This is a genomic window from Streptomyces carminius, from assembly GCF_002794255.1.
GTDB lineage: Bacteria > Actinomycetota > Actinomycetes > Streptomycetales > Streptomycetaceae > Streptomyces > Streptomyces carminius.
On the sequence record NZ_PGGW01000071.1, the window covers coordinates 233,697 to 252,304 of the forward strand.

An 18,608-nucleotide genomic window follows, 5' to 3' on the forward strand; every position below is an offset into this window, starting at 1 on the left:
CTCCCGCCTCGACGGGCGGCCCGACCGCCTGCCCGTCCGCCGCACCTCGCCGACGGGGGTGCGGCTTGTCTCCAACACGTGAACTCCAAGGACAGCCTGAAGCGCTGTCTCCCGTCAAGACCTTGAGCGGGGTGGGCGTTCACCCGCCGAACAATCACGGAGGGTGACGAGCTGTGTGTGCGGGGCTTTCACCGCGGCAGGACGGGCTCCCCGGCGGCCGCCCCCGGGGAGCCCGTCAAGAAGTCGAACGCGGGAGAGCACCCGGGCCGGACATGCCCGGCATGCCGGAGACGGCGGGCATGAAGCGCTACTTCAGGGCGCCGGCCGTCAGTCCGGCCTGCACCTGGCGCTGGAAGACCACATAGACGACCAGGATGGGCAGCACCGCCAGGGTGAGCCCCGCGAAGAGGCCGCCCCAGTTGCCCCGGTAGCCCGTCTGGGCCGCCAGGTTGGCCAGGCCCTGGGTGAGGACGTACTTGTCGGGATCCCCCACATGCACCACCTGGGGGATCAGGTACTGGTTCCACTGGCCCAGGAAGTTGAAGATCCCCACGCTTATCAGGCCGGGCTTGGCCATCGGCAGCATCACCTGGAAGAAGATCCGGCTGTGCGAGGCGCCGTCGATCTCCGCCGCCTCCGCGATGGAGGCGGGCAGCGTCCGGAAGAAGGCCGCCATGAAGAAGACGGTGAACGGCAGCGAGTAGGCGATGTAGACCAGGATCAGGCCGTGGTAGGTGTCCAGCAGCGCGAAGTTCTTCATCACGAAGAACAGCGGCACCAGGGCGACGATGATCGGGAAGGCCATGCCGCCGACGAACAGGAAGTAGACCAGCCGGTTGCCGGGGAAGTCGTAGCGGGCCAGGACGTACGCCACCATCGAGCCCAGCAGCATCGTGCCGGACACCGAACCGGCCACCACGATCAGCGAGTTGACCGTGTACTGGCCGATGTTGGCCTCGTTCCAGGCGAAGGACCAGTTCTCCCAGTGCAGCTTCGACGGCAGCGACCAGGGATCCTCCAGGATGGCCCCGGAGGACTTGAAGGAGTTCATCACCGCCCACAGCAGGGGGCCCGCGGCCAGCACGGCCCACAGCACCAGGAAGGCGTGCGAGAAGGCGTTGAGGGTGCGGCCCCCCTCGCTGCCGGGCCCGGGCCGCTCCTGCTTCCCGGCCCCGGCGCCGGCGGGGGTGCCCGTGCCGTCCGTGCTCCCGATGTCCTCGCCGGCGCCCCTGGTGAGGGCGGCGGCGGTCTCCTCGGGGTCCCCCGGGCGGATGGAGGGGGACGGTCCTGCTGCGGTCATGGTGTTGCTCTCCCCACGCGTCCTGGTCAGAACTCGATCCGGTCCTTGCTCCGCCCGAGCGTCATCGCCACCACGGCGAAGACCATGGTGACGATCAGCAGGGCCACGGCGACGGCGGTCGCGTAACCGGCCTGCCCGTCCTGGAACGCCTTGTTGTAGAGGTAGACCGGCGTGACGATGGTCGAGTAGGCGGGACCGCCCTGGTTCACCGTCAGGATGTGCACCACGGCGAAGGCGTCGAGCGCCATGATGCCCATGTACACCCAGCCGGTCTGCACGGTGTCGCGCATCAGCGGCAGGGTGACGCGGAAGAACGTGGCGACCCGGCCCGCGCCGTCCAGCAGCGCGGCCTCGTAGATCTCCCGGGGGATCGACCCCATCGCGGCGGAGAACAGCACCACGTAGAAGCCGACGTTCGCCCACACCATCACGGTCACGACGCACCAGAAGGCCAGTCGCGGATCACCCAGCCAGCTCTGGTGCCACTCCTCCAGGCCGAGGATCGTCAGCACGCCGTTGAGCAGGCCGCCGGCCGGGTTGAAGATGTACTTCCACAGCACCACGACGATCGCGATGGACAGGGCCTGCGGGAAGAAGTAGACGATCTTGTAGAAGTGCGAGCCGCGGACTCCGGCGACCGCCTCGCCCCGCCGGTGCCGGCCCCCGACGTTGAGCATGAAGGCGAAGAACACGCCCAGGCCCAGGGTGAGGACCGGGAGGACCAGCAGCAGCAGGACGTTGTGCCACAGCGCCTTGCGGAAGATCTCGTCGTCCAGCAGCCGCTCGAAGTTGTCCAGGCCGACGAAGGCGAAGTCGCTGCTCAGCCCCGTCCAGTCGGTCAGCGAGTACCAGAACGTCTGGAAGAAGGGCGACACGACCAGGATGCCGTAGAGCACCAGCGGCACCGCGAGGAAGCCCGCGACGAAACGGTACTTCAGATAGGTCCGGTAGTGCGGGGAGTTCCGCGGTCCTCCCCGCTTCCCGGTCCTCCCGGTGCCCCGTTTCGCGCCGGTCCCCGCCGGTGGTGCCGGCGCCCCGCCGGCCCCGGCCGCCGTACGGCTGTCACTGGCCATGCCGCCCTCGTCCCGTCTGCGTGTCGTCGGCTGTTCCCCGGCGTCCCCCGGCCGTTCAGGCGTGCTTGTACTTCTTGACGGAGTCGTCCTTCGCCGTCCGGTCGGCGTACTCCTGACACTTGTTCATGGCGTCGGCCGGCTTCGTCCGGCCGGCCATCAGCTCGGCGAGCACCGAGCCGATCTGCTGCTTGTGGAGCGTCGGGTACCAGTCGAAGAGCCGGGGGTTGAGCACGTTGTCCCCGGCGTCCTCCAGCGCCTTGCTGGCCGAGGCGAGGCCGGAGGACATGTCCAGGCCGTCGGTGGCCCCGGCGACACAGCTCAGCGACTTCACCAGCTTGGAGAAGTTCTGCGCGGACTGCCTGCTCAGCATGATCCGCAGGAACTCCATGCCGCCGGCCGCGTTCTTCGCGTCCCTGGGCACGATGAACGGCTCGCCCGCCTGTGCCCACAGGGTGCCGAAGGGCAGCTTGTCGGAGGCGTCCAGACCGGTGACCGGGCCGACGGCCATCCCGAAGTCCTTCGGCGTGGTGTCGGCGGCCTCGTTCTCCACCCAGGAGCCGTTGGGGATGAACAGGCACTTGCCCTTGGTCCACTGGGTCTGGGACTGGATGTGGTCCAGGCCCGGGGTGCCCTTGAGGACGTAGCCCTTGGCGGCCAGCTCGTGGTAGGCCTCGAAGGCGCTCTTGACGGCGTCCTGCTTCCAGGCGTTGGGCTCCAGGTTGTCGATGTTCTTCAGCGCCTCGGGGCCGCCGATCTTCCCGATGAACGGGTAGAGGGTGAAGGGGATGTAGTACGGGTGCTGGCCGGCGTACGTCCAGCCCGCGATGCCCTTCTTCTTCGCCTTGGCGCACAGGGCGAGCATCTCGTCCCAGGTCTTCGGGTACTCCCAGTCGTTGTCCGCGAGCAGCTTCTTGGAGTACCACTGGCCGTAGACGGTGAAGGCGTAGTTCAGGCACCAGACCTTCTCGTCACCGTACTGGCCCATCTCGATGGTGCCCGGGAAGAGGGTGTCGCGGACCTTGGTGTCCGGGTCGTCGACCGAGGGGGCGTCCAGCAGCGGGCTCAGCTCGGTGAGCTGGTCCTTGGCCGCCAGGGTGGGGTTGTCCATCTGCTCGGCGCCGGAGTTGTCGATGAGGTCCGGCGGGTTGCCGCCGACCATCCGGGGCTGGAGGAGCGAGCGGATCTTCTGGGTGGCGGTGAGCTTGACCTTGCCGTAGTCCTGCTCGTAGATCTTCGCGGCGTCCTTGCCGTACTGGGTGCCGAAGCCGCCGTCGAAGATGACGAAGTCCAGGCCCGCGTCCTTGTTGACGCCCAGGGGGTTGTCGTCGGTCTTCTTCCCCCCGGTGACCCCCTTGTCGCCGTTGTCGCCGTCGCCGCCGGTGGCGCAGGAGGACAGCACACCCATGGCGGGGACGGCGACCAGGCCCGCCGCGGTGGCCCGCTTGATCAGATCACGACGGTTGACATCGGTGGATCCCATGCTCAGGTCCTCGCCTTCTCCGGGACTCGGGTGGTGTGCCGGGGTCTCCGGGCACCGCCGGTGAGTTGATGAAGCTGGGTGGTCGGGATGTGTGCCGGGGCTGCGCAGAACCGTACGGGGGCCGTGCGGGGCCGTGCCGATGACCGCTCTCTCCCGGGCCAGCGGTCATCTCGTACGACCGCTCGGACGCCGACAGGTATAGTCCACTTCCCTTCCGATGGGCAAGATCGATGCGTGGTCGGCCGTCAGACTTTCCCGAGTTGAGACCTCCGGGAAACGCGGCGGAGCCGTACCTCCCACCAAGGGAGGTACGGCTCCGTCACCATTGGCCGAACGGCGCCTCAGGCGGCGCGGGCGGCCCGTCCGGTCACTTGCGCAGCAGCGAACGCAGGACGTACTGCATGATTCCGCCGTTGCGGTAGTAGTCCGCCTCACCGGGCGTGTCGATGCGGACCACGGCGTCGAACTCCACGCCGGTGTCGGTGGTCACCTTCACCGTCCGCGGTACGCCGCCCTCGTTGAGCGCGGTGATACCGCTGATGGAGAAGGCCTCCTCACCCGTCAGGCCCAGCGACTGGGCCGTCTGGCCCTCCGGGAACTGCAGCGGCAGCACGCCCATGCCGATCAGGTTCGAACGGTGGATGCGCTCGTAGCTCTCGGCGATGACGGCCCGCACGCCCAGCAGCGCGGTGCCCTTGGCGGCCCAGTCGCGCGAGGAGCCCGAGCCGTACTCCTTGCCCGCCAGGACGACCAGCGGGATGCCGGCGGCCTGGTAGTTCTGGGAGGCGTCGTAGATGAAGGAGACCGGCCCGCCCTCGACGGTGAAGTCGCGGGTGTAGCCGCCCTCGGTGCCGGGCGCGATCTGGTTGCGCAGCCGGATGTTGGCGAAGGTGCCGCGGATCATGACCTCGTGGTTGCCGCGGCGCGAGCCGTAGGAGTTGAAGTCGCGGCGCTGGACACCGTGCTCGGTGAGGTACTTCCCCGCCGGGGTGTCGGCCTTGATGGCGCCGGCCGGGGAGATGTGGTCGGTGGTGACCGAGTCGCCCAGCTTGGCCAGCACCCGGGCGCCGGAGATGTCCTGGACCGGCTCCGGCTCGGTGCCCATGCCCTCGAAGTACGGGGGCTTGCGGACGTAGGTGGACTCCGGGTCCCACTCGAAGGTGTCGCCGGTGGGGACCGGCAGCGCCTGCCACTGGGCGTCGCCCGCGAAGACGTCCGCGTAGCTGGTGTTGAACATCTCCTGGCCGATGGTGGAGGCGACGACCTCCTCGACCTCCTGCTCGGACGGCCAGATGTCCCGCAGGTACACCGGCTCGCCCTCGGAGTCGGTGGCCAGCGGCTCGCTGGTGATGTCGATGTCCATCGAGCCGGCGATGGCGTAGGCGACGACCAGCGGCGGGGACGCCAGGTAGTTCATCTTGACGTCGGGGTTGATCCGGCCCTCGAAGTTGCGGTTGCCGGACAGCACCGCGGTCACCGCGAGGTCGTTGTCGTTGACCGCCCGGGAGACCTCCTCCGGCAGCGGGCCGGAGTTGCCGATGCAGGTGGTGCAGCCGTAGCCGACCAGGTTGAAGCCCAGCTTGTCCAGGTACGGGGTCAGGCCGGCCCGGTCGTAGTAGTCCATGACGACCTTGGAGCCGGGGGCCAGGGTGGTCTTCACCCACGGCCGGCGGGTCAGGCCCCGCTCGACGGCCTTCTTGGCCAGCAGCGCGGCGCCGACCATGACGTACGGGTTGGAGGTGTTGGTGCAGGAGGTGATGGCGGCGATGGCCACCGCCCCGTGGTCGAGCTCGTACTCGGTGCCGTCGGGCGCGGTCACCCGCGCGGGGTTGCTCGGGCGGCCGTCGGCGGTGGAGGCGGCGGAGTGCTGCGGGGCGCCGCCGCCGTTCTCCCCGTTGCCGTAGGCGGGCGGGTCGCTGGCCGGGAACGACTCGGCGCTCGCCTCGTCCACCGGGGAGGTCACGCCGTGCGGCTGCTCCTGCTGCGGCACGCCCGCCCTGCGGTCCTCACCGCCGGTGACACCGGCGGCGACGTAGTTCGGCAGGTCGGCGCGGAACTGCCGCTTGGCCTCGGACAGCGCGATGCGGTCCTGCGGACGCTTGGGACCGGCGATGGAGGGGACCACCGTGGACAGGTCCAGCTCCAGGTGCTCGGAGAACGCCGGCTCGGCGGCCGGGTCCAGCCACAGGCCCTGCTCCTTGGCGTACGCCTCGACCAGGGCGAGCTGCTGCTCGGTGCGCCCGGTGAGCTTCAGGTAGGTGATGGTCTCGCCGTCGATGGGGAAGATCGCGGCGGTGGAGCCGAACTCCGGCGACATGTTGCCGATGGTGGCGCGGTTGGCCAGCGGCACCGCGGAGACGCCCTCGCCGTAGAACTCGACGAACTTGCCGACGACGCCGTGCTCGCGCAGCATCTCGGTGATGGTCAGCACCAGGTCGGTGGCGGTGGTGCCGGTGGGCAGCTCGCCGGTCAGCTTGAAGCCGACCACCCGCGGGATGAGCATGGAGACGGGCTGTCCGAGCATCGCGGCCTCGGCCTCGATGCCGCCGACGCCCCAGCCGAGCACGCCCAGGCCGTTGACCATGGTGGTGTGCGAGTCGGTGCCCACCAGGGTGTCGGGGTAGGCCCGGCCGTCGCGGACCATGACCACGCGGGCCAGGTGCTCGATGTTGACCTGGTGGACGATGCCGGTGCCCGGCGGTACGACCTTGAACTCGTCGAAGGCGGTCTGGCCCCAGCGCAGGAACTGGTAGCGCTCCCTGTTGCGGTCGTACTCCAGCTCCACGTTGCGCTTGAAGGCGTCCGGGGCGCCGAAGACGTCGGCGATCACCGAGTGGTCGATGACCAGTTCGGCGGGGGCCAGCGGGTTGATGCGCGCCGGGTCGCCGCCCAGCTCCTTGACGGCCTCGCGCATGGTGGCGAGGTCGACCGCGCAGGGCACGCCGGTGAAGTCCTGCATGATCACGCGGGCCGGCGTGAACTGGATCTCCTGGCTGGGCCGGGCCCCGGGATCCCAGCCGCTCAGGGCGCGGATGTGATCGGCGGTGATGTTCGCGCCGTCCTCGGTCCGCAGGAGGTTCTCCAGCAGCACCTTCAGGCTGTACGGCAGCCGGGCGGAGCCCTCCACCTTGTCCAGCCGGAAGATCTCGTACGACTCGTCGCCCACCTGCAGCGTGCTGCGGGCGTCGAAGCTGTTCGCCGACACGACAGTCTCCTTCAATTGCATGAGTTCGCGCGTACCACCGCGATCCTGCCGCCCCGGACCCCGACCTCTCCGGTAAGGTTCGCCTAAGTTCGGCTCATCCCACCGGTTCTGTCGGCGGACGCGGCGGCGGTGCGTCTCTCGGCAGATATCTCGATGTCGAGATAACTCTAGTACATGACCGCCCGGCGGTCATGCCCCGGCCTGCCTTCCGGGTACCCGCGCACCCCGCCTCAACCGGCCGGGCCCGGCCCGGCACTTCCACCCGGTCGGCCCCCTTGACCCGCCCGGGAGTGGAAACACGGAGGGAGATGCGAGGAAGTCGTGCGGAAAATATGAGAAAGACCCGAACGCACCATTCCTCCCAGGAGTTGACATCTCATATCTGAGATAACATCGACCCCATGACCGACGACTACCTCGTGCGCATCGGCAAGCTCATCCGTGACGCCCGGCAGCATCGCGGCTGGACCCAGACGCAGCTGGCGGAGGCACTGGCCACCAGCCAGAGCGCGATCAACCGCATCGAGCGCGGCAACCAGAACATCAGCCTTGAGATGATCGCCCGTATCGGCGAGGCCCTCGACAGTGAGATCGTCTCGCTGGGCTACTCGGGCCCGATGCACCTGCGGGTCGTCGGAGGCCGTCGGCTGTCGGGCGCCATCGACGTCAAGACCAGTAAGAACGCCGGTGTCGCGCTGCTGTGCGCCGCCCTGCTGAACAGCGGGCGCACCCTGCTGCGCAGGGTCGCCCGGATCGAGGAGGTCTACCGCATCCTGGAGGTGCTGGGCTCCATCGGCGTGCGGACCCGCTGGATCAACGACGGCGCCGACCTGGAGATCGTGCCCCCGGCCGAGCTGGACCTGGACGCCATCGACGCCGAGGCCGCCCGCCGCACCCGCAGCATCATCATGTTCCTCGGCCCGCTGCTGCACCGGATGGACCGCTTCCGCATCCCCTACGCCGGCGGCTGCGACCTGGGCACCCGCACCGTGCAGCCCCACATGAGCGCGCTGCGGCACTTCGGCCTGGAGGTCACCGCCACCGAGGGCACGTACCACTCGGTGGTGGACCCCTCGGTGCGCCCCACCCGCCCGATCGTGCTGACCGAGCGCGGGGACACCGTCACCGAGAACGCCCTGCTGGCCGCCGCCCGCCACGACGGGGTCACCGTCATCCGCAACGCCTCCCCCAACTACATGGTCCAGGACCTGTGCTTCTTCCTGGAGGAGCTGGGCGTGCGGATCGAGGGCGTGGGCACCACGACCCTGACCGTGCACGGCGTGCCGCACATCGACCGGGACGTGGACTACTCCCCCTCCGAGGACCCGGTCGAGGCGATGAGCCTGCTGGCCGCCGCCGTGGTCACCGAGTCGGAGCTGACGATCCGCCGGGTGCCGATCGAGTTCCTGGAGATCGAGCTGGCCGTCCTGGAGGAGATGGGCCTGGACCACGACCGCGGCGCCGAGTACCACGCCGACAACGGGCGCACCCGGCTGGTGGACCTCACCGTGCGGCCCTCCAAACTGGAGGCGCCGATCGACAAGATCCACCCGATGCCGTTCCCCGGCATCAACATCGACAACGTGCCCTTCTTCGCGGCCATCGCCGCCACCGCCCAGGGCAAGACCCTCATCCACGACTGGGTGTACGACAACCGGGCGATCTACCTGACCGACCTCAACCGGCTCGGCGGGCGCCTGCAACTGCTGGACCCGCACCGCGTCCTGGTCGAGGGCCCCACCCGCTGGCGCGCCGCCGAGATGATGTGCCCGCCCGCGCTGCGCCCGGCGGTGGTGGTGCTGCTGGCGATGATGGCGGCCGAGGGCACCTCGGTGCTGCGCAACGTCTACGTGATCAACCGCGGCTACGAGGAGCTGGCCGAGCGGCTGAACTCGGTGGGCGCGCAGATCGAGACGTTCCGCGACATCTGATCACCGGATGCCGCCGCACCCTGTCCGACCTGCGACGCAACGGGTCGGGAAGGGCTACGGCGGCAGCTGTGGGACTTCTCCGGGACTTCGCGCCCGCGGTCGGCTCCCGCGGGCCGCAACGAGCGCCCCTCGATCGGCGGGCAGGTCCACCAGCCGAAGAGCACGGCCGTCCTCCCCGCCTCACGGGTGTCGGAAGACACGGTCCCAGGGGTGCTCCACCGCGGTGGAGGGGCACCTCAGGACTTGTTGCCCGGTTCGTGGCGCCGGGCCCCGAACTCGGTGTGCCCGTTGGGGCAGCGGGGGATTTCGTCGCCCTGTCGCACGTGGACCTTCTCCGAGCACTGGGCGCAGTAGAAGTCGCCGGTCTTCTGCGCCTTCTCTCCCGCGTGCGCGGCCACCGCGCTCACCTCCTGTCTCCTGGGAGGACCCGTCGTCATCCGTTGGTGCCCGCGGTGGTGGCCGCTCCGGTGCCGGCCGCCTCCCCCATGCCGGGGGCGACCGAGCCGTGGCCGTCCACGCCGAGGGCCACCTTCGTCCAGCCCGACTCCCGGCGGTCGAACGTCCGGTACGCCTCGACCGCGTCGGGGACCTCGGCCCAGCGGGTCAGCAGCGGGGTGGGGTCCAGTTCGCCGGAGGCGACCATGGACACCAGGCGGGGCAGGTAGCGGCGGTGGTTGCAGTTGCCCATCCGCAGGGTGAGGTTCTTCATGAACGCCTCGCCGAACGGATAGTGCTCCACCTGCGGCGGATAGACCCCGATGGTTCCGATGGTTGCGGCCTTGGCCGCCATCTGCACCGCCCAGCGGGCCGCCAGCGACGGCGCGTCGCCGGGGACCCAGGTCTCCCCGTCGGGCCGCTGCCCGGGGGCGACCTCGTCGCGCTCGCGGTCGAACTCCTCCGCCCGCCCGGCCAGCGCCTCGGCGGCCGGGCCGCGGGCGGGACGCTGCGCGTCGACACCGACCGCGTCGATCACCCGGTCCACGCCGATGCCGCCGGTCAGGTCCAGGACCGCCTCGACGGGCTCCTCGGCGTTGAAGTCGACCGTCTCGGCGTGCTGGTCGCGGGCCAGGTCCAGGCGGTCGGGAACGCCGTCCACCACGATGATCCGCCCGGCGCCCTGCAGCCGGGCGCAGGCGATGGCGGACTGGCCCACGGGGCCGGCGCCGAGGATCGCGACCGTGTCGCCGGAGCCGATCTCGGCCAGTCGCGCGCCGAACCACGCCGTGGGGTAGATGTCGGACAGCAGGATCGCCTGGGCGTCGTCGACGGTGTCCGGCAGCGGCACCAGCCCGACGTGGGCGTAGGGGATCCGGGCGTACTCCGCCTGCAGCCCGTCCAGACCGCCGGCCGCCTCGGGGCCGCCGAAGAACACCGTGCCCGCCCGGCGCCCGCCGGGGTTGGCGTTGTCGCACTGGGCGTAGTAGCCGGCCCGGCAGTAGCTGCACGTCCCGCAGGCCACCGTGGAGGGCACCACCACCCGGTCACCGGGGCGGAAGTTCCGCACCCCCGGCCCGACCTCCGCCACGGTCCCGACGGCCTCGTGGCCCAGGATCCGGCCCTCCTTCATGCCCGGCATCGTGCCGCGCACGAAGTGCAGGTCGGTCCCGCAGATCGCCGACGAGGTGATTCGCACGATCGCGTCGTACGGTTCGTGGATCTTCGGTTCCGGAACGTCCTCCACCCGGATGTCGCCCACCCCGTGCCATACGACGGCCTTCATCAGCACGCACCCCTTCGCAGGTCGGTCGCGTTCTTCCGAACGGGTCGCGGGTGCCCGGGGCCCCGCCACCGGAAACAGCGGGCACCACTCCGCGAACCGCGAACCGCGGTCGTGGGAGGGGTGTCACGCCACCCGCCCCGGGGTACCGCGGACCGGGCACCGGCAGCCGGCGGACCGGGGCCCGTCCGCAGGCATCCGCGCGACCAGGGAGAGCACGGCGATGGCAGTCACCGGGGGTTCCGCCGACGGCACGGCGGCGCGGGAGGGCCGGCAGGCACGGGAGGTGCGGGAGGTGCGGGAGATACGCGACGAAGCCCTGCCGCTGACCGGCCCGCACTCCCTCGACCCCCTGCCGGAGCGGATCGGCGACGCCCGCTGCGTGGCCGTCGGCGAGGCATCCCACGGCACCGCGGAGTTCTACCGGTGGCGGGCGGAGCTGACCCGCCGGCTGATCGGGGAGAAGGGCTTCTCACTGGTGGCCGTGGAGGGCGACTGGCCCGACTGCCGGGCACTGCACCACTGCACCACTGCGTCACCGGCGCCCCCGGCAGCCCGGAGGACCCCGGGGAGGTGCTGGACGGCTTCGGACGCTGGCCGCGGTGGATGTGGGCCAACACCGAGGTGCTGGAGTTCGCCCGGTGGCTGCGCGGGCACGACCTCGCCCTGCCCGCCGGGGAACGCGTCGGCTTCCTCGGACTCGGCGTCTACAGCCTGTGGGAGTCGCTGCACGCCGTGCTGGACCACGTGCGCGAGCACGACCCCGGCCAGGTGGAGCAGGCCCTCGCCGCCTGCCGCTGCTCCGAGCCGTAACCACGGAACCGCACACGGGCTCTGAGCCGTACTCGCCCGGCAACACGTCATCGGGCGTTCGGGTGCACCCCTGCACCGAACACGGGAAGAAACGCCGACAGTGCTCATACGTTCCGCTCCACGGGTACTCCTGCCGGTGCCGTACCCCGGCGACCGCACGAGCATCCCGGCAAGGAGTCGACGACGTGGCCCTGTCCTACCCCACCCAGCCCGGCGACATCGATCATCTGATCGCCGACGACCACGCGATCGTGGAGAGGCAGTTCCAGCACCTGGAGGCGGGCCGTGGCGACCGCCGGGCCCTCGTCGACCAGATCGGCTTCGAGCTCTCGCTGCATGCCTTCGCCGAGGAGACCGTCCTGTACCCGCTCTGGCCCGGACTGGGCATGCAGGACGCCAACCACGACGCCCGCGGCGAGCACCACGGCATGAAGGAACTGCTGGTCACCCTTGACGGCGGCGAACCTGGCGAGGCCGAGTTCGAACGGGCGCTGACCGAACTCGTCGCCCTGGTGCGCCATCACGTCGCCGACGAGGAGGGGGAGGAACTCCCGGCCTTCCGCGCCAAGGTGGGCCCGGAGCGGATGGCCGAGCTCGGCAGGCGGTTCATCGCCGCAAAGCGGCAGGCACCGCCCGCCCCGCACCCGCACGCGCCCGACGGCGGCGGCGCCGCCGAGAAGGCCGCCGGCAAGCTCGCCAAGCCCGTCGACGAGGGCAGGGCCGCCGCGACGGGCAAGAAGAAGCGGCTGGCCACCGACGCGTCCGGGCTGCTCGACCCCCAGGCCCAGGCCGTCGTCGACGCCCACTCGGCCCTGGAACCCCTCCCCTTCGAGACCCTCACCCCGGACCGGGCCCGCAAGCAGCCCGGCCCCGACGCCGCCGTGCGGAAGGTGATGGAGGAGCGGGGGACCGACGGCCCCGAGCCGGTGGGGTCCGTGGAGGACCTGACGATCCCCGACGCGGCCGGCGGCGAGCAGACCCTGCGCGTCTACACCCCCGCCGCCCCGGCCTCCGGTCCGCTGCCCGTGATCATGTGGATCCACGGCGGCGGCTGGGTGCTTTTCGACATCGACACCTACGACGCCTCCTGCCGCGGACTGGCGAACAGGACCGGCGCGATCGTGGTGTCGCCCGACTACCGGCGCGCCCCGGAGGCGGTCTTCCCCGCCTCCCACGACGACGTGCTGGCCGCCTACCGCTGGACCGTCGCCAACGCCTCCCGCATCGGCGGCGATCCGGCCCGCGTCGGCATCGGCGGGGAGTCCGTCGGCGGGAACATGGCGCCCGCGACGGTCCTGCAGCTCGCCGCCGCGGGAGAGCCGGTCCCCGCGGCACAGGTCTGCGTCTACCCCCTGACGACCGCCGAGCAGTACGGGGAGTCGATGGAGGACGCCGCGGACGGCAGGCCCCTCAACCGCGCGCTGCTGAGCTGGATGGCGGCACACGCCTTCGACGGCAGGCCCGACGCCGCCAAGGATCCCAGGATCGACCTGCTCGGGCTGCTGGCCGACCGGCTGGCCGCCATGCCCCCGACCCTGGTGATCACCGCCGAGCGCGATGTCCTGCGCAGCCAGGGCGAGGAGTTCGCACACCACCTGCAGGACGCCGGGGTGCCCACCACCCTCACCCGCTACGACGGGGTCATGCACGAGTTCTTCGGCGCCTCGGCCGTCCTGGACAAGGCCGAACAGGCCCAGCGGCAGGCCGCCGACCACTTCACCCGCGCGTTCGCCGCCGGCAGGTGACGAACACGGACGGGGGAACGGCGGCACAGTTCCCCCGTCCGCTCTTCCCTCCACGGTGGCCGGCCGGCGGCGGGCGGCGGACCCGCCGGGGCCACAGGTGCTCGGCGCCCGGACCCCCGCGTTCGGAGGCGGTCTGTGGACCGGTTCCTTTTCCTTCCGCCGATTCGTGAACGGGCGTGACCGCAGGGCGGAGGCGGAGGCGGGTGGGTCAGTCATCGGTGAGCGTACGGGCCGGGGACGTGAGGTCGTCGGCGGTCAGGGTGGGGGCGGTCACGGCAGCCGGATGGACCGTGGCGCCGCGACGCAGCCAGGCGGCGGCGAGGCCGGCGAACTCGGCGAAGCCGCCGGCGGCGGCATCCGTGCGCCTTCCCGGGGCTCCCCCGCGGGACCCCGCCGACAGGACTACCAAAAGCCGCAGTACGGGCAAAAAGTTATAATGATGCTGCTTTCTGGTTCCGCTGCCTTGTCTGTGGGAGGAACGATGGCGAAGAAGAGCGGGAAGCCGCGCAAGGGCGACAGGGTCTCCTGGAAGAGCCACGGCGGCGAGGCCGTCGGCCGGGTCGAGGAGGAGATCACCTCCCGCACCGAGGCCGGGGGCCGTACGGTGAACGCCTCCCCCGACGATCCGCAGTACCGGGTGCGCAGCGAGAAGTCCGGCGGCGAAGCGGTGCACCGCCCCGACGCCCTCCGCGAGAAGGACTCCGGAGATGACTGAGCGCCGGGACGACCGCGACGAGACCGTCGGCGAGTTCGGCGAACTGGTCAACCTCACCCCCAAGCAGCTCGAGGACTGGCTGGGGAGCGAGGAGTCCAAGGCCGCCGGACAACACAAGGACGACGGGGAGAGCACCGGCCACGCCTCCGGCCGCCGCATCGTCGACCTGCTGCGGACCTCGAAGTCCGACCTGAGCGACGACGACCTCGCACACATGCGCAAGGTGACCGGCTACATCAAACGGCACCTGGCCCAGCGCCCCTCCGGCGACATCGCCGACACCACCTGGCGCCACTCGCTGATGAACTGGGGACACGACCCGCTCAAGGACTCCTGAGGTCCGCCTTCCCGCGACCTCCGCGCTCCCGCGCACCGCCGGGGAGCGGGAGCACGCCTCCCCCCTTGACCGAGGGCGGCCGGGCACACGGCCGAGCCCGCACCGCCGCCGTCCCGGCACGCGTCAGCCCCGGCCCGCGGTCACCCGGGTGACCGTGAGATCGAAGGCGAAGGCTGTGGAACAGGTCAGCGGCACGCGCTCGCCGAGGACCTCCGCGGCGACGGACGCCGTCAGCGGCGTGTTGGTGCCCCGGGTGATCACGTAGTGGTCCGCCGGGTCCTCGGTCACCTCGTGCACCCGGGCGGGCTTCCCGGCGGCCGTGTAGGTGCCGGTGACGACCGCCTCGCCGGCCGGCTCCCCGGTGTCGTCCAGCCGCCGGATCGGGATGCCGGCGCTGACGGCTCCACCGGAGAACAGCGGGTCCTCCACCGGACCGCGGCCGCCGCCGTACTCGCCCTCCGGGGTCTCGACGGAGATGCCGGTGTGCGAGCCGAACGCGGAGTTCTGGTACAGGTCCACGGTGACGGAGACACCGCCGGAACTGCCGGAGCAGTTCAGCGCGTACCCCTGCTCCACCGTCCGCTCCACCCTCGGCACCGGCCGGGAGCCGCCCCGGCCTCCGGGGCGGTTTACTGGCCCTCGCCATCGCCCTGACACCCTTCACGGGCATGGCTCGGGGATGGCTGATAGCCGGGATGTGAGAGTGAGGTCTTCTCGGTAACTTCTCGTGACGGTTTGTGATCTTCGTCAGGTGGTGCGTCCGTGTTCGAGTTGGAGCAGGACGAGGGCGGCTCGGGCGATGCGGGTGATGGCGGCGGGGTCGAGGCTGACCCGGCGTAGGGCCTTGAAGGTGACCTTGAGTAGGGCGTTGGCGCGTTCGGCGACGCCGTGGATGCCCCGGATGACCTTGTTGAACGCCTGCTGGTGCTCGGTGAGTTCGCCGCTCTGGGGCTTCTTGACCGGGTGGCGGAAACCGGGGCCGATGTTCTCGTAACCGAGGTCGGTCAAGGTGGGGGTGCCCAGGGTGGCGGCGAGCCGGTTGAGGGCGTCGACCAGGCCGTGGGCGCGGGCGCAGGTGGTGTCGTGCTCGCGGCCCGGGCGGACCGGCGAGACCCACAGGGGCCAGCCGTCCGGGGCCGCGGTGAACTGCACGTTCCCGCCGTGGTGCCGGTGTTTTCCGGACCATCACAGATCGGCTCTGTTGGGGCCGGCCGCAGCCACCCGGTCGGTGCGGATCACCGTGCCGTCCAGGTTGAGGTGGGTGTATCCGGCCGTCGCGGCCCGCTCCAGCGCGGTCGACAGGTCCGGCGCGTGGTCGGCGAGTACGGTCAGTCCTTCGTGCAGGTACCGGTAGGCCGTGGGCAGCGAGATGCCGTTGTCGCGGGCGAGTTGGACCAGACGCGTGCCGTCGACGAACCAGCGCAGTACCAGCACGGCCTGCTTGAAGACGCCCAGAACCCGTGCACCCCTGCGGGTTCCCAGCCGGTCGCGGTGGCCGCGCAGCAGCATCGCGAGATGCGTGGCGGTCTCCCTGCGGACGTCGAGGACAGCGGTGTAGGTGATACTGGACGGCATGTGAAGCCTCTGGTTGTACGGAACGTGATCTTGGCAGACCCGTTCCGCCGAGTAGCCGAGGGGAATTTCACCCCTCGGCTCTCACAGAACCGTGCGTAACAGTCACCCGTTACACGGCTCTTGTCGCTCTGATCGTCAGATCAGGGCGGCGTCCACGGTAAGACGCCAGTGCGCGAACATGCGGGGGTACCGCTGGGCGATCTCCCGTAGCTTCGCAGTGACGTTTTCTCAGCGAAATGATCTACGCGAAGCGGCATGAACCACTCCACGCGTGAGCAGGTCGGATGGGCCGCACCCGCCTGCAGACAGACGTGAAGCCCCTGGTAGGACAGGTCTCACCACAAGATCGTCCGCTGCACCAGAGGCTTCACGTTGGTCACCTATGTTGCCACGCTCGATGTCCCGCGCCACGTCGTGGATCATCTTTCGCGTCTGCTCGCCGCCCACCGCCGCCGCATCGGCACTCCGCGCGGCAGCCGGGCACTCGGTCCGTTCCGCCAAGCCGTGCTGGTCCTGCGCTGGTTCCGCGAACGCGGCTGCGTGCACTGCCTGGCCCGCGACGCGGGCATCTCCCAGGCCACCGGCTACCGCTACCTGCACGAAGGCATCGACGTCCTCGCCGAGAAGACCCCGGATCTGCACGAGGTCCTGGACCACTGCCGACGCGACGGCATGACCCACGTGATCCTCGACGGCACGCTCATCGAAACGGACCGCCTCGCCGGCGTCCGTGACAACGGCAACGACCTGTGGTTCAGCCAGAAACACAAGGCATTCGGCGGCAACGTGCAGTTCCTCGCAGCTCCGGACGGCACCCCGCTGTGGGTCTCCGACGTCGAACCCGGCTCCACCCCCGACATCACCGCCGCCCGCATCCACGCCCTGCCCGCCCTCTACAAGGCGGCCGCAGACGGGCTGCCCACCCTGGCCGACAAGGGCTACATCGGCGCCGGCATCGGCATCCGCATTCCGCACCGCCGCCCGAAGGGCCGCTCCGAACAGACCCTGCACGCCGACACACGAACCGCCAACAGCCTGATCAGGGGCATCCGAGCGCTCGGTGAACGCGCAGCAGCCGAACTCAAGCAACGCTGGCGCACGCTGCAGCACATCACCCTCAGCCCCAGCCGGATCGGCGACATCGCCCGCGCCGCCCTCACCCTCAACACAATCTGGAAGTGATCACCGCTGTAGGGTCGGGGGCTGGCGCGGTGGCGGAGTGCTTCCGCTCCGTTTCCAGCCCCCGCCGCTTCGAACCGTGCATGCGGTTCTCCCGCACACGGCTCACCGACGCCGTTCACCGACGGCATTCGGCCTCTCCCGCCAGGGCTTTCCGGCCCTGGGTGCCACGACGGTTCCATACGGGCTGATCAGGCCAAGTTCATTCGGGGACGAGACGGTCAGTACCCACCAGCCGAAGGCCCGGCTGCGCCGGTGCTTTCTGCTGATGAAGTGCGCGACGCGTTCCCGCGCGAATCGTCCGATCTTGCTGAAGCGGCGGGCGGAGTGGCCGTAGCGGAAGTACGCCATCCACCCGCGGAGGAACAGGTTCACATCCCCCACGATCGCTTCGGGATGCAGCGGAAGCCGACGCCGGGCGGTGATCTCCCGGATCCGGTCGCGGGCGTGCTGCATCGCCCTGTCCGAGGGCCAGCGGGCCAGGAAGTCGACGCGTCGGCGTCCGCGCAGTCCCCGGGAACGGACCTGACGGTGGTGAAACCCGAGGAAGTCAAATCCTTCCCCGTCCGTCGCCAGGTGCACGATCCTCGTCTTGGACGCCTTCAGCCTCAGCTCCAACTCCTCCAGCAGTTCGACCAGCCGGGCGAGTGCCCGCTCGGCCTGACTGCGGGAGAAGCACATCACGACCACATCGTCGGCGTAACGGACCAGGACTCCGTCGTGCTCGTCCCATGCCCGGTCCAGCCGGTGCAGATAGACGTTGCACATCAACGGTGAGATCACACCGCCTTGCGGGGTCCCGGTCACCGGCCGCCGCACCTGCCCGTCCTCCATCACCCCGGCGCGCAGGATCTGCCGCAGGAGCCTGAGAACGGACTGGTCACAGATGCGCTCTTCGACCGCGCGCATCAACTTGTCATGCGGGATCGCCGAGAAACACTCGGCGATGTCCGTCTCCACCACCCACCGCCGGCCCCGATGGTGCTCGTCGATGAGCACCTGCAGGGCATCGTGCGCCGAGCGTTTCGGGCGGAACCCGAAGCTGCACGGCAGCATGTCGGCCTCGAAGACCGGCTCGAGCACGATCTTCATCGCCGCCTGCACGATGCGGTCACGAACCGTCGGGATGGACAGCGGCCTTGCCTCGTCCTTCACCCCCGGCTTGGGGATGAACACCCGGCGGGCGGGCTGGGGACGGTACTGTCCCCGCCCCAACTCGTCGGCCACTTCGCCGAGAAGACGGTCGATGCCGTACCCCTCGACGCCGGCCAGGGTGGTGCGGTCGATGCCCGGTGCGCCGTTGTTGGCGCGCACCATGGCCCACGCACGCCGGAGCACATCCCTGCGGTGGATCTTGTCTCCCAGCGCGTGGAACCGCCGTCCGGGATCGGCCTTGGCCGACCGGTAAAGCGCATACTGCAAAGCGCGGACCTTGTCCGAGGGAGAACGTCCCCCGACGGCGGGACTAGCCATACCGGCACTCACCGGGCCCCTCCTCGTCACCATGACGCACCGACGAAGCAGTGGCCCTTCCCTCA

Annotated in this window: 14 protein-coding genes and 1 pseudogene; 6 read left to right on the plus strand and 9 right to left on the minus strand. The window is 70.2% G+C overall.

Features of this window, described 5'->3' with window-relative positions; translation table 11 throughout:
- Window positions 1-307: 307 nt before the first annotated feature.
- The 4 genes from CUT44_RS32170 to CUT44_RS32185 all read right to left on the minus strand — a co-directional run bounded on the left by CUT44_RS32170 (window position 308) and on the right by CUT44_RS32185 (window position 7,058).
- Window positions 308-1,213 carry a carbohydrate ABC transporter permease gene (locus CUT44_RS32170; protein WP_408646838.1) on the minus strand — a complete coding sequence of 302 codons (906 nt, stop codon included), beginning with the start codon at window positions 1,211-1,213 and terminating at the stop codon, window positions 308-310.
- Window positions 1,214-1,326: 113 nt separating this feature from the next.
- Window positions 1,327-2,373: a carbohydrate ABC transporter permease gene (locus CUT44_RS32175; RefSeq protein WP_100205527.1), complete on the minus strand. Its 1,047-nt coding sequence runs from the start codon at window positions 2,371-2,373 to the stop codon at window positions 1,327-1,329.
- A gap of 55 nt (window positions 2,374-2,428) precedes the next feature.
- Entirely contained in the window at window positions 2,429-3,853 is a 1,425-nt protein-coding gene (gene ngcE, locus CUT44_RS32180; protein WP_100205528.1) for an N-acetylglucosamine/diacetylchitobiose ABC transporter substrate-binding protein, read from the minus strand.
- Window positions 3,854-4,220: 367 nt separating this feature from the next.
- Window positions 4,221-7,058 (minus strand): aconitate hydratase, encoded by a 2,838-nt coding sequence (locus tag CUT44_RS32185; RefSeq protein ID WP_100205529.1) that lies wholly within the window; start codon window positions 7,056-7,058, stop codon window positions 4,221-4,223.
- 401 nt (window positions 7,059-7,459) lie between these two features.
- Between CUT44_RS32185 and CUT44_RS32190 the strand changes: the two genes are divergently transcribed.
- A complete protein-coding gene (locus CUT44_RS32190; protein ID WP_100205530.1) occupies window positions 7,460-8,989 on the plus strand; it encodes a helix-turn-helix domain-containing protein in 1,530 nt (509 codons plus the stop codon).
- Between the two features lie 236 nt (window positions 8,990-9,225).
- Here CUT44_RS32190 and CUT44_RS32195 read toward each other — a convergent pair whose 3' ends face one another.
- Together CUT44_RS32195 and CUT44_RS32200 are read right to left on the minus strand one after the other, a co-directional pair.
- Window positions 9,226-9,396, minus strand: a complete 171-nt coding sequence (locus tag CUT44_RS32195; RefSeq protein ID WP_199185927.1) for a zinc ribbon-containing protein — start codon at window positions 9,394-9,396, stop codon at window positions 9,226-9,228.
- A 26-nt stretch (window positions 9,397-9,422) separates the two neighbouring features.
- Window positions 9,423-10,709 (minus strand): zinc-dependent alcohol dehydrogenase, encoded by a 1,287-nt coding sequence (locus CUT44_RS32200; protein WP_100205618.1) that lies wholly within the window; start codon window positions 10,707-10,709, stop codon window positions 9,423-9,425.
- Between the two features lie 423 nt (window positions 10,710-11,132).
- On the opposite strand from CUT44_RS32200, the gene CUT44_RS35010 reads away from it, so the two are divergent.
- The 4 genes from CUT44_RS35010 (at window position 11,133) to CUT44_RS32225 (ending at window position 14,316) form a co-directional block, all read left to right on the plus strand.
- Window positions 11,133-11,519, plus strand: a complete 387-nt coding sequence (locus CUT44_RS35010) for an erythromycin esterase family protein (RefSeq protein WP_199185928.1) — start codon at window positions 11,133-11,135, stop codon at window positions 11,517-11,519.
- 185 nt (window positions 11,520-11,704) lie between these two features.
- Window positions 11,705-13,264, plus strand: coding sequence for an alpha/beta hydrolase fold domain-containing protein (locus CUT44_RS32210; protein WP_100205531.1), 1,560 nt, complete (start codon window positions 11,705-11,707; stop codon window positions 13,262-13,264).
- 481 nt (window positions 13,265-13,745) lie between these two features.
- Window positions 13,746-13,979: a hypervirulence associated TUDOR domain-containing protein gene (locus CUT44_RS32220; RefSeq protein WP_100205533.1), complete on the plus strand. Its 234-nt coding sequence runs from the start codon at window positions 13,746-13,748 to the stop codon at window positions 13,977-13,979.
- Complete coding sequence (locus tag CUT44_RS32225; protein WP_100205534.1) at window positions 13,972-14,316, plus strand: DUF3140 domain-containing protein; 345 nt, start codon at window positions 13,972-13,974, stop codon at window positions 14,314-14,316. Before CUT44_RS32220 ends, CUT44_RS32225 begins: the two co-directional genes overlap by 8 nt.
- Window positions 14,317-14,439: 123 nt before the next feature.
- Here CUT44_RS32225 and CUT44_RS32230 read toward each other — a convergent pair whose 3' ends face one another.
- The gene (locus CUT44_RS32230) at window positions 14,440-14,904 is read right to left on the minus strand and encodes a hypothetical protein (RefSeq protein ID WP_100205535.1); all 465 of its coding nucleotides are present in this window, start codon (window positions 14,902-14,904) and stop codon (window positions 14,440-14,442) included.
- Between the two features lie 159 nt (window positions 14,905-15,063).
- A pseudogene (locus CUT44_RS32235) lies at window positions 15,064-15,891 on the minus strand (HARBI1 family protein).
- 372 nt (window positions 15,892-16,263) lie between these two features.
- Between CUT44_RS32235 and CUT44_RS32240 the strand changes: the two are divergent.
- Complete coding sequence (locus CUT44_RS32240; protein ID WP_199185929.1) at window positions 16,264-17,073, plus strand: transposase family protein; 810 nt, start codon at window positions 16,264-16,266, stop codon at window positions 17,071-17,073.
- A 102-nt stretch (window positions 17,074-17,175) separates the two neighbouring features.
- On the opposite strand, the gene ltrA is transcribed toward CUT44_RS32240, so the two are convergent.
- Window positions 17,176-18,555 carry a group II intron reverse transcriptase/maturase gene (gene ltrA, locus CUT44_RS32245; RefSeq protein WP_100205619.1) on the minus strand — a complete coding sequence of 460 codons (1,380 nt, stop codon included), beginning with the start codon at window positions 18,553-18,555 and terminating at the stop codon, window positions 17,176-17,178.
- Window positions 18,556-18,608 lie beyond the last annotated feature (53 nt).

Coding starts and splice junctions, on each gene's coding strand:
- CUT44_RS32225 (WP_100205534.1), top strand. CDS start 13,972: ATGACTGAGCGCCGGGACGACCGCGACGAGACCGTCGGCGAGTTCGGC.
- CUT44_RS32220 (WP_100205533.1), top strand. CDS start 13,746: ATGGCGAAGAAGAGCGGGAAGCCGCGCAAGGGCGACAGGGTCTCCTGG.
- CUT44_RS32175 (WP_100205527.1), bottom strand. CDS start 2,373: ATGGCCAGTGACAGCCGTACGGCGGCCGGGGCCGGCGGGGCGCCGGCA.
- CUT44_RS32200 (WP_100205618.1), bottom strand. CDS start 10,709: ATGAAGGCCGTCGTATGGCACGGGGTGGGCGACATCCGGGTGGAGGAC.
- ngcE (WP_100205528.1), bottom strand. CDS start 3,853: ATGGGATCCACCGATGTCAACCGTCGTGATCTGATCAAGCGGGCCACC.
- CUT44_RS32190 (WP_100205530.1), top strand. CDS start 7,460: ATGACCGACGACTACCTCGTGCGCATCGGCAAGCTCATCCGTGACGCC.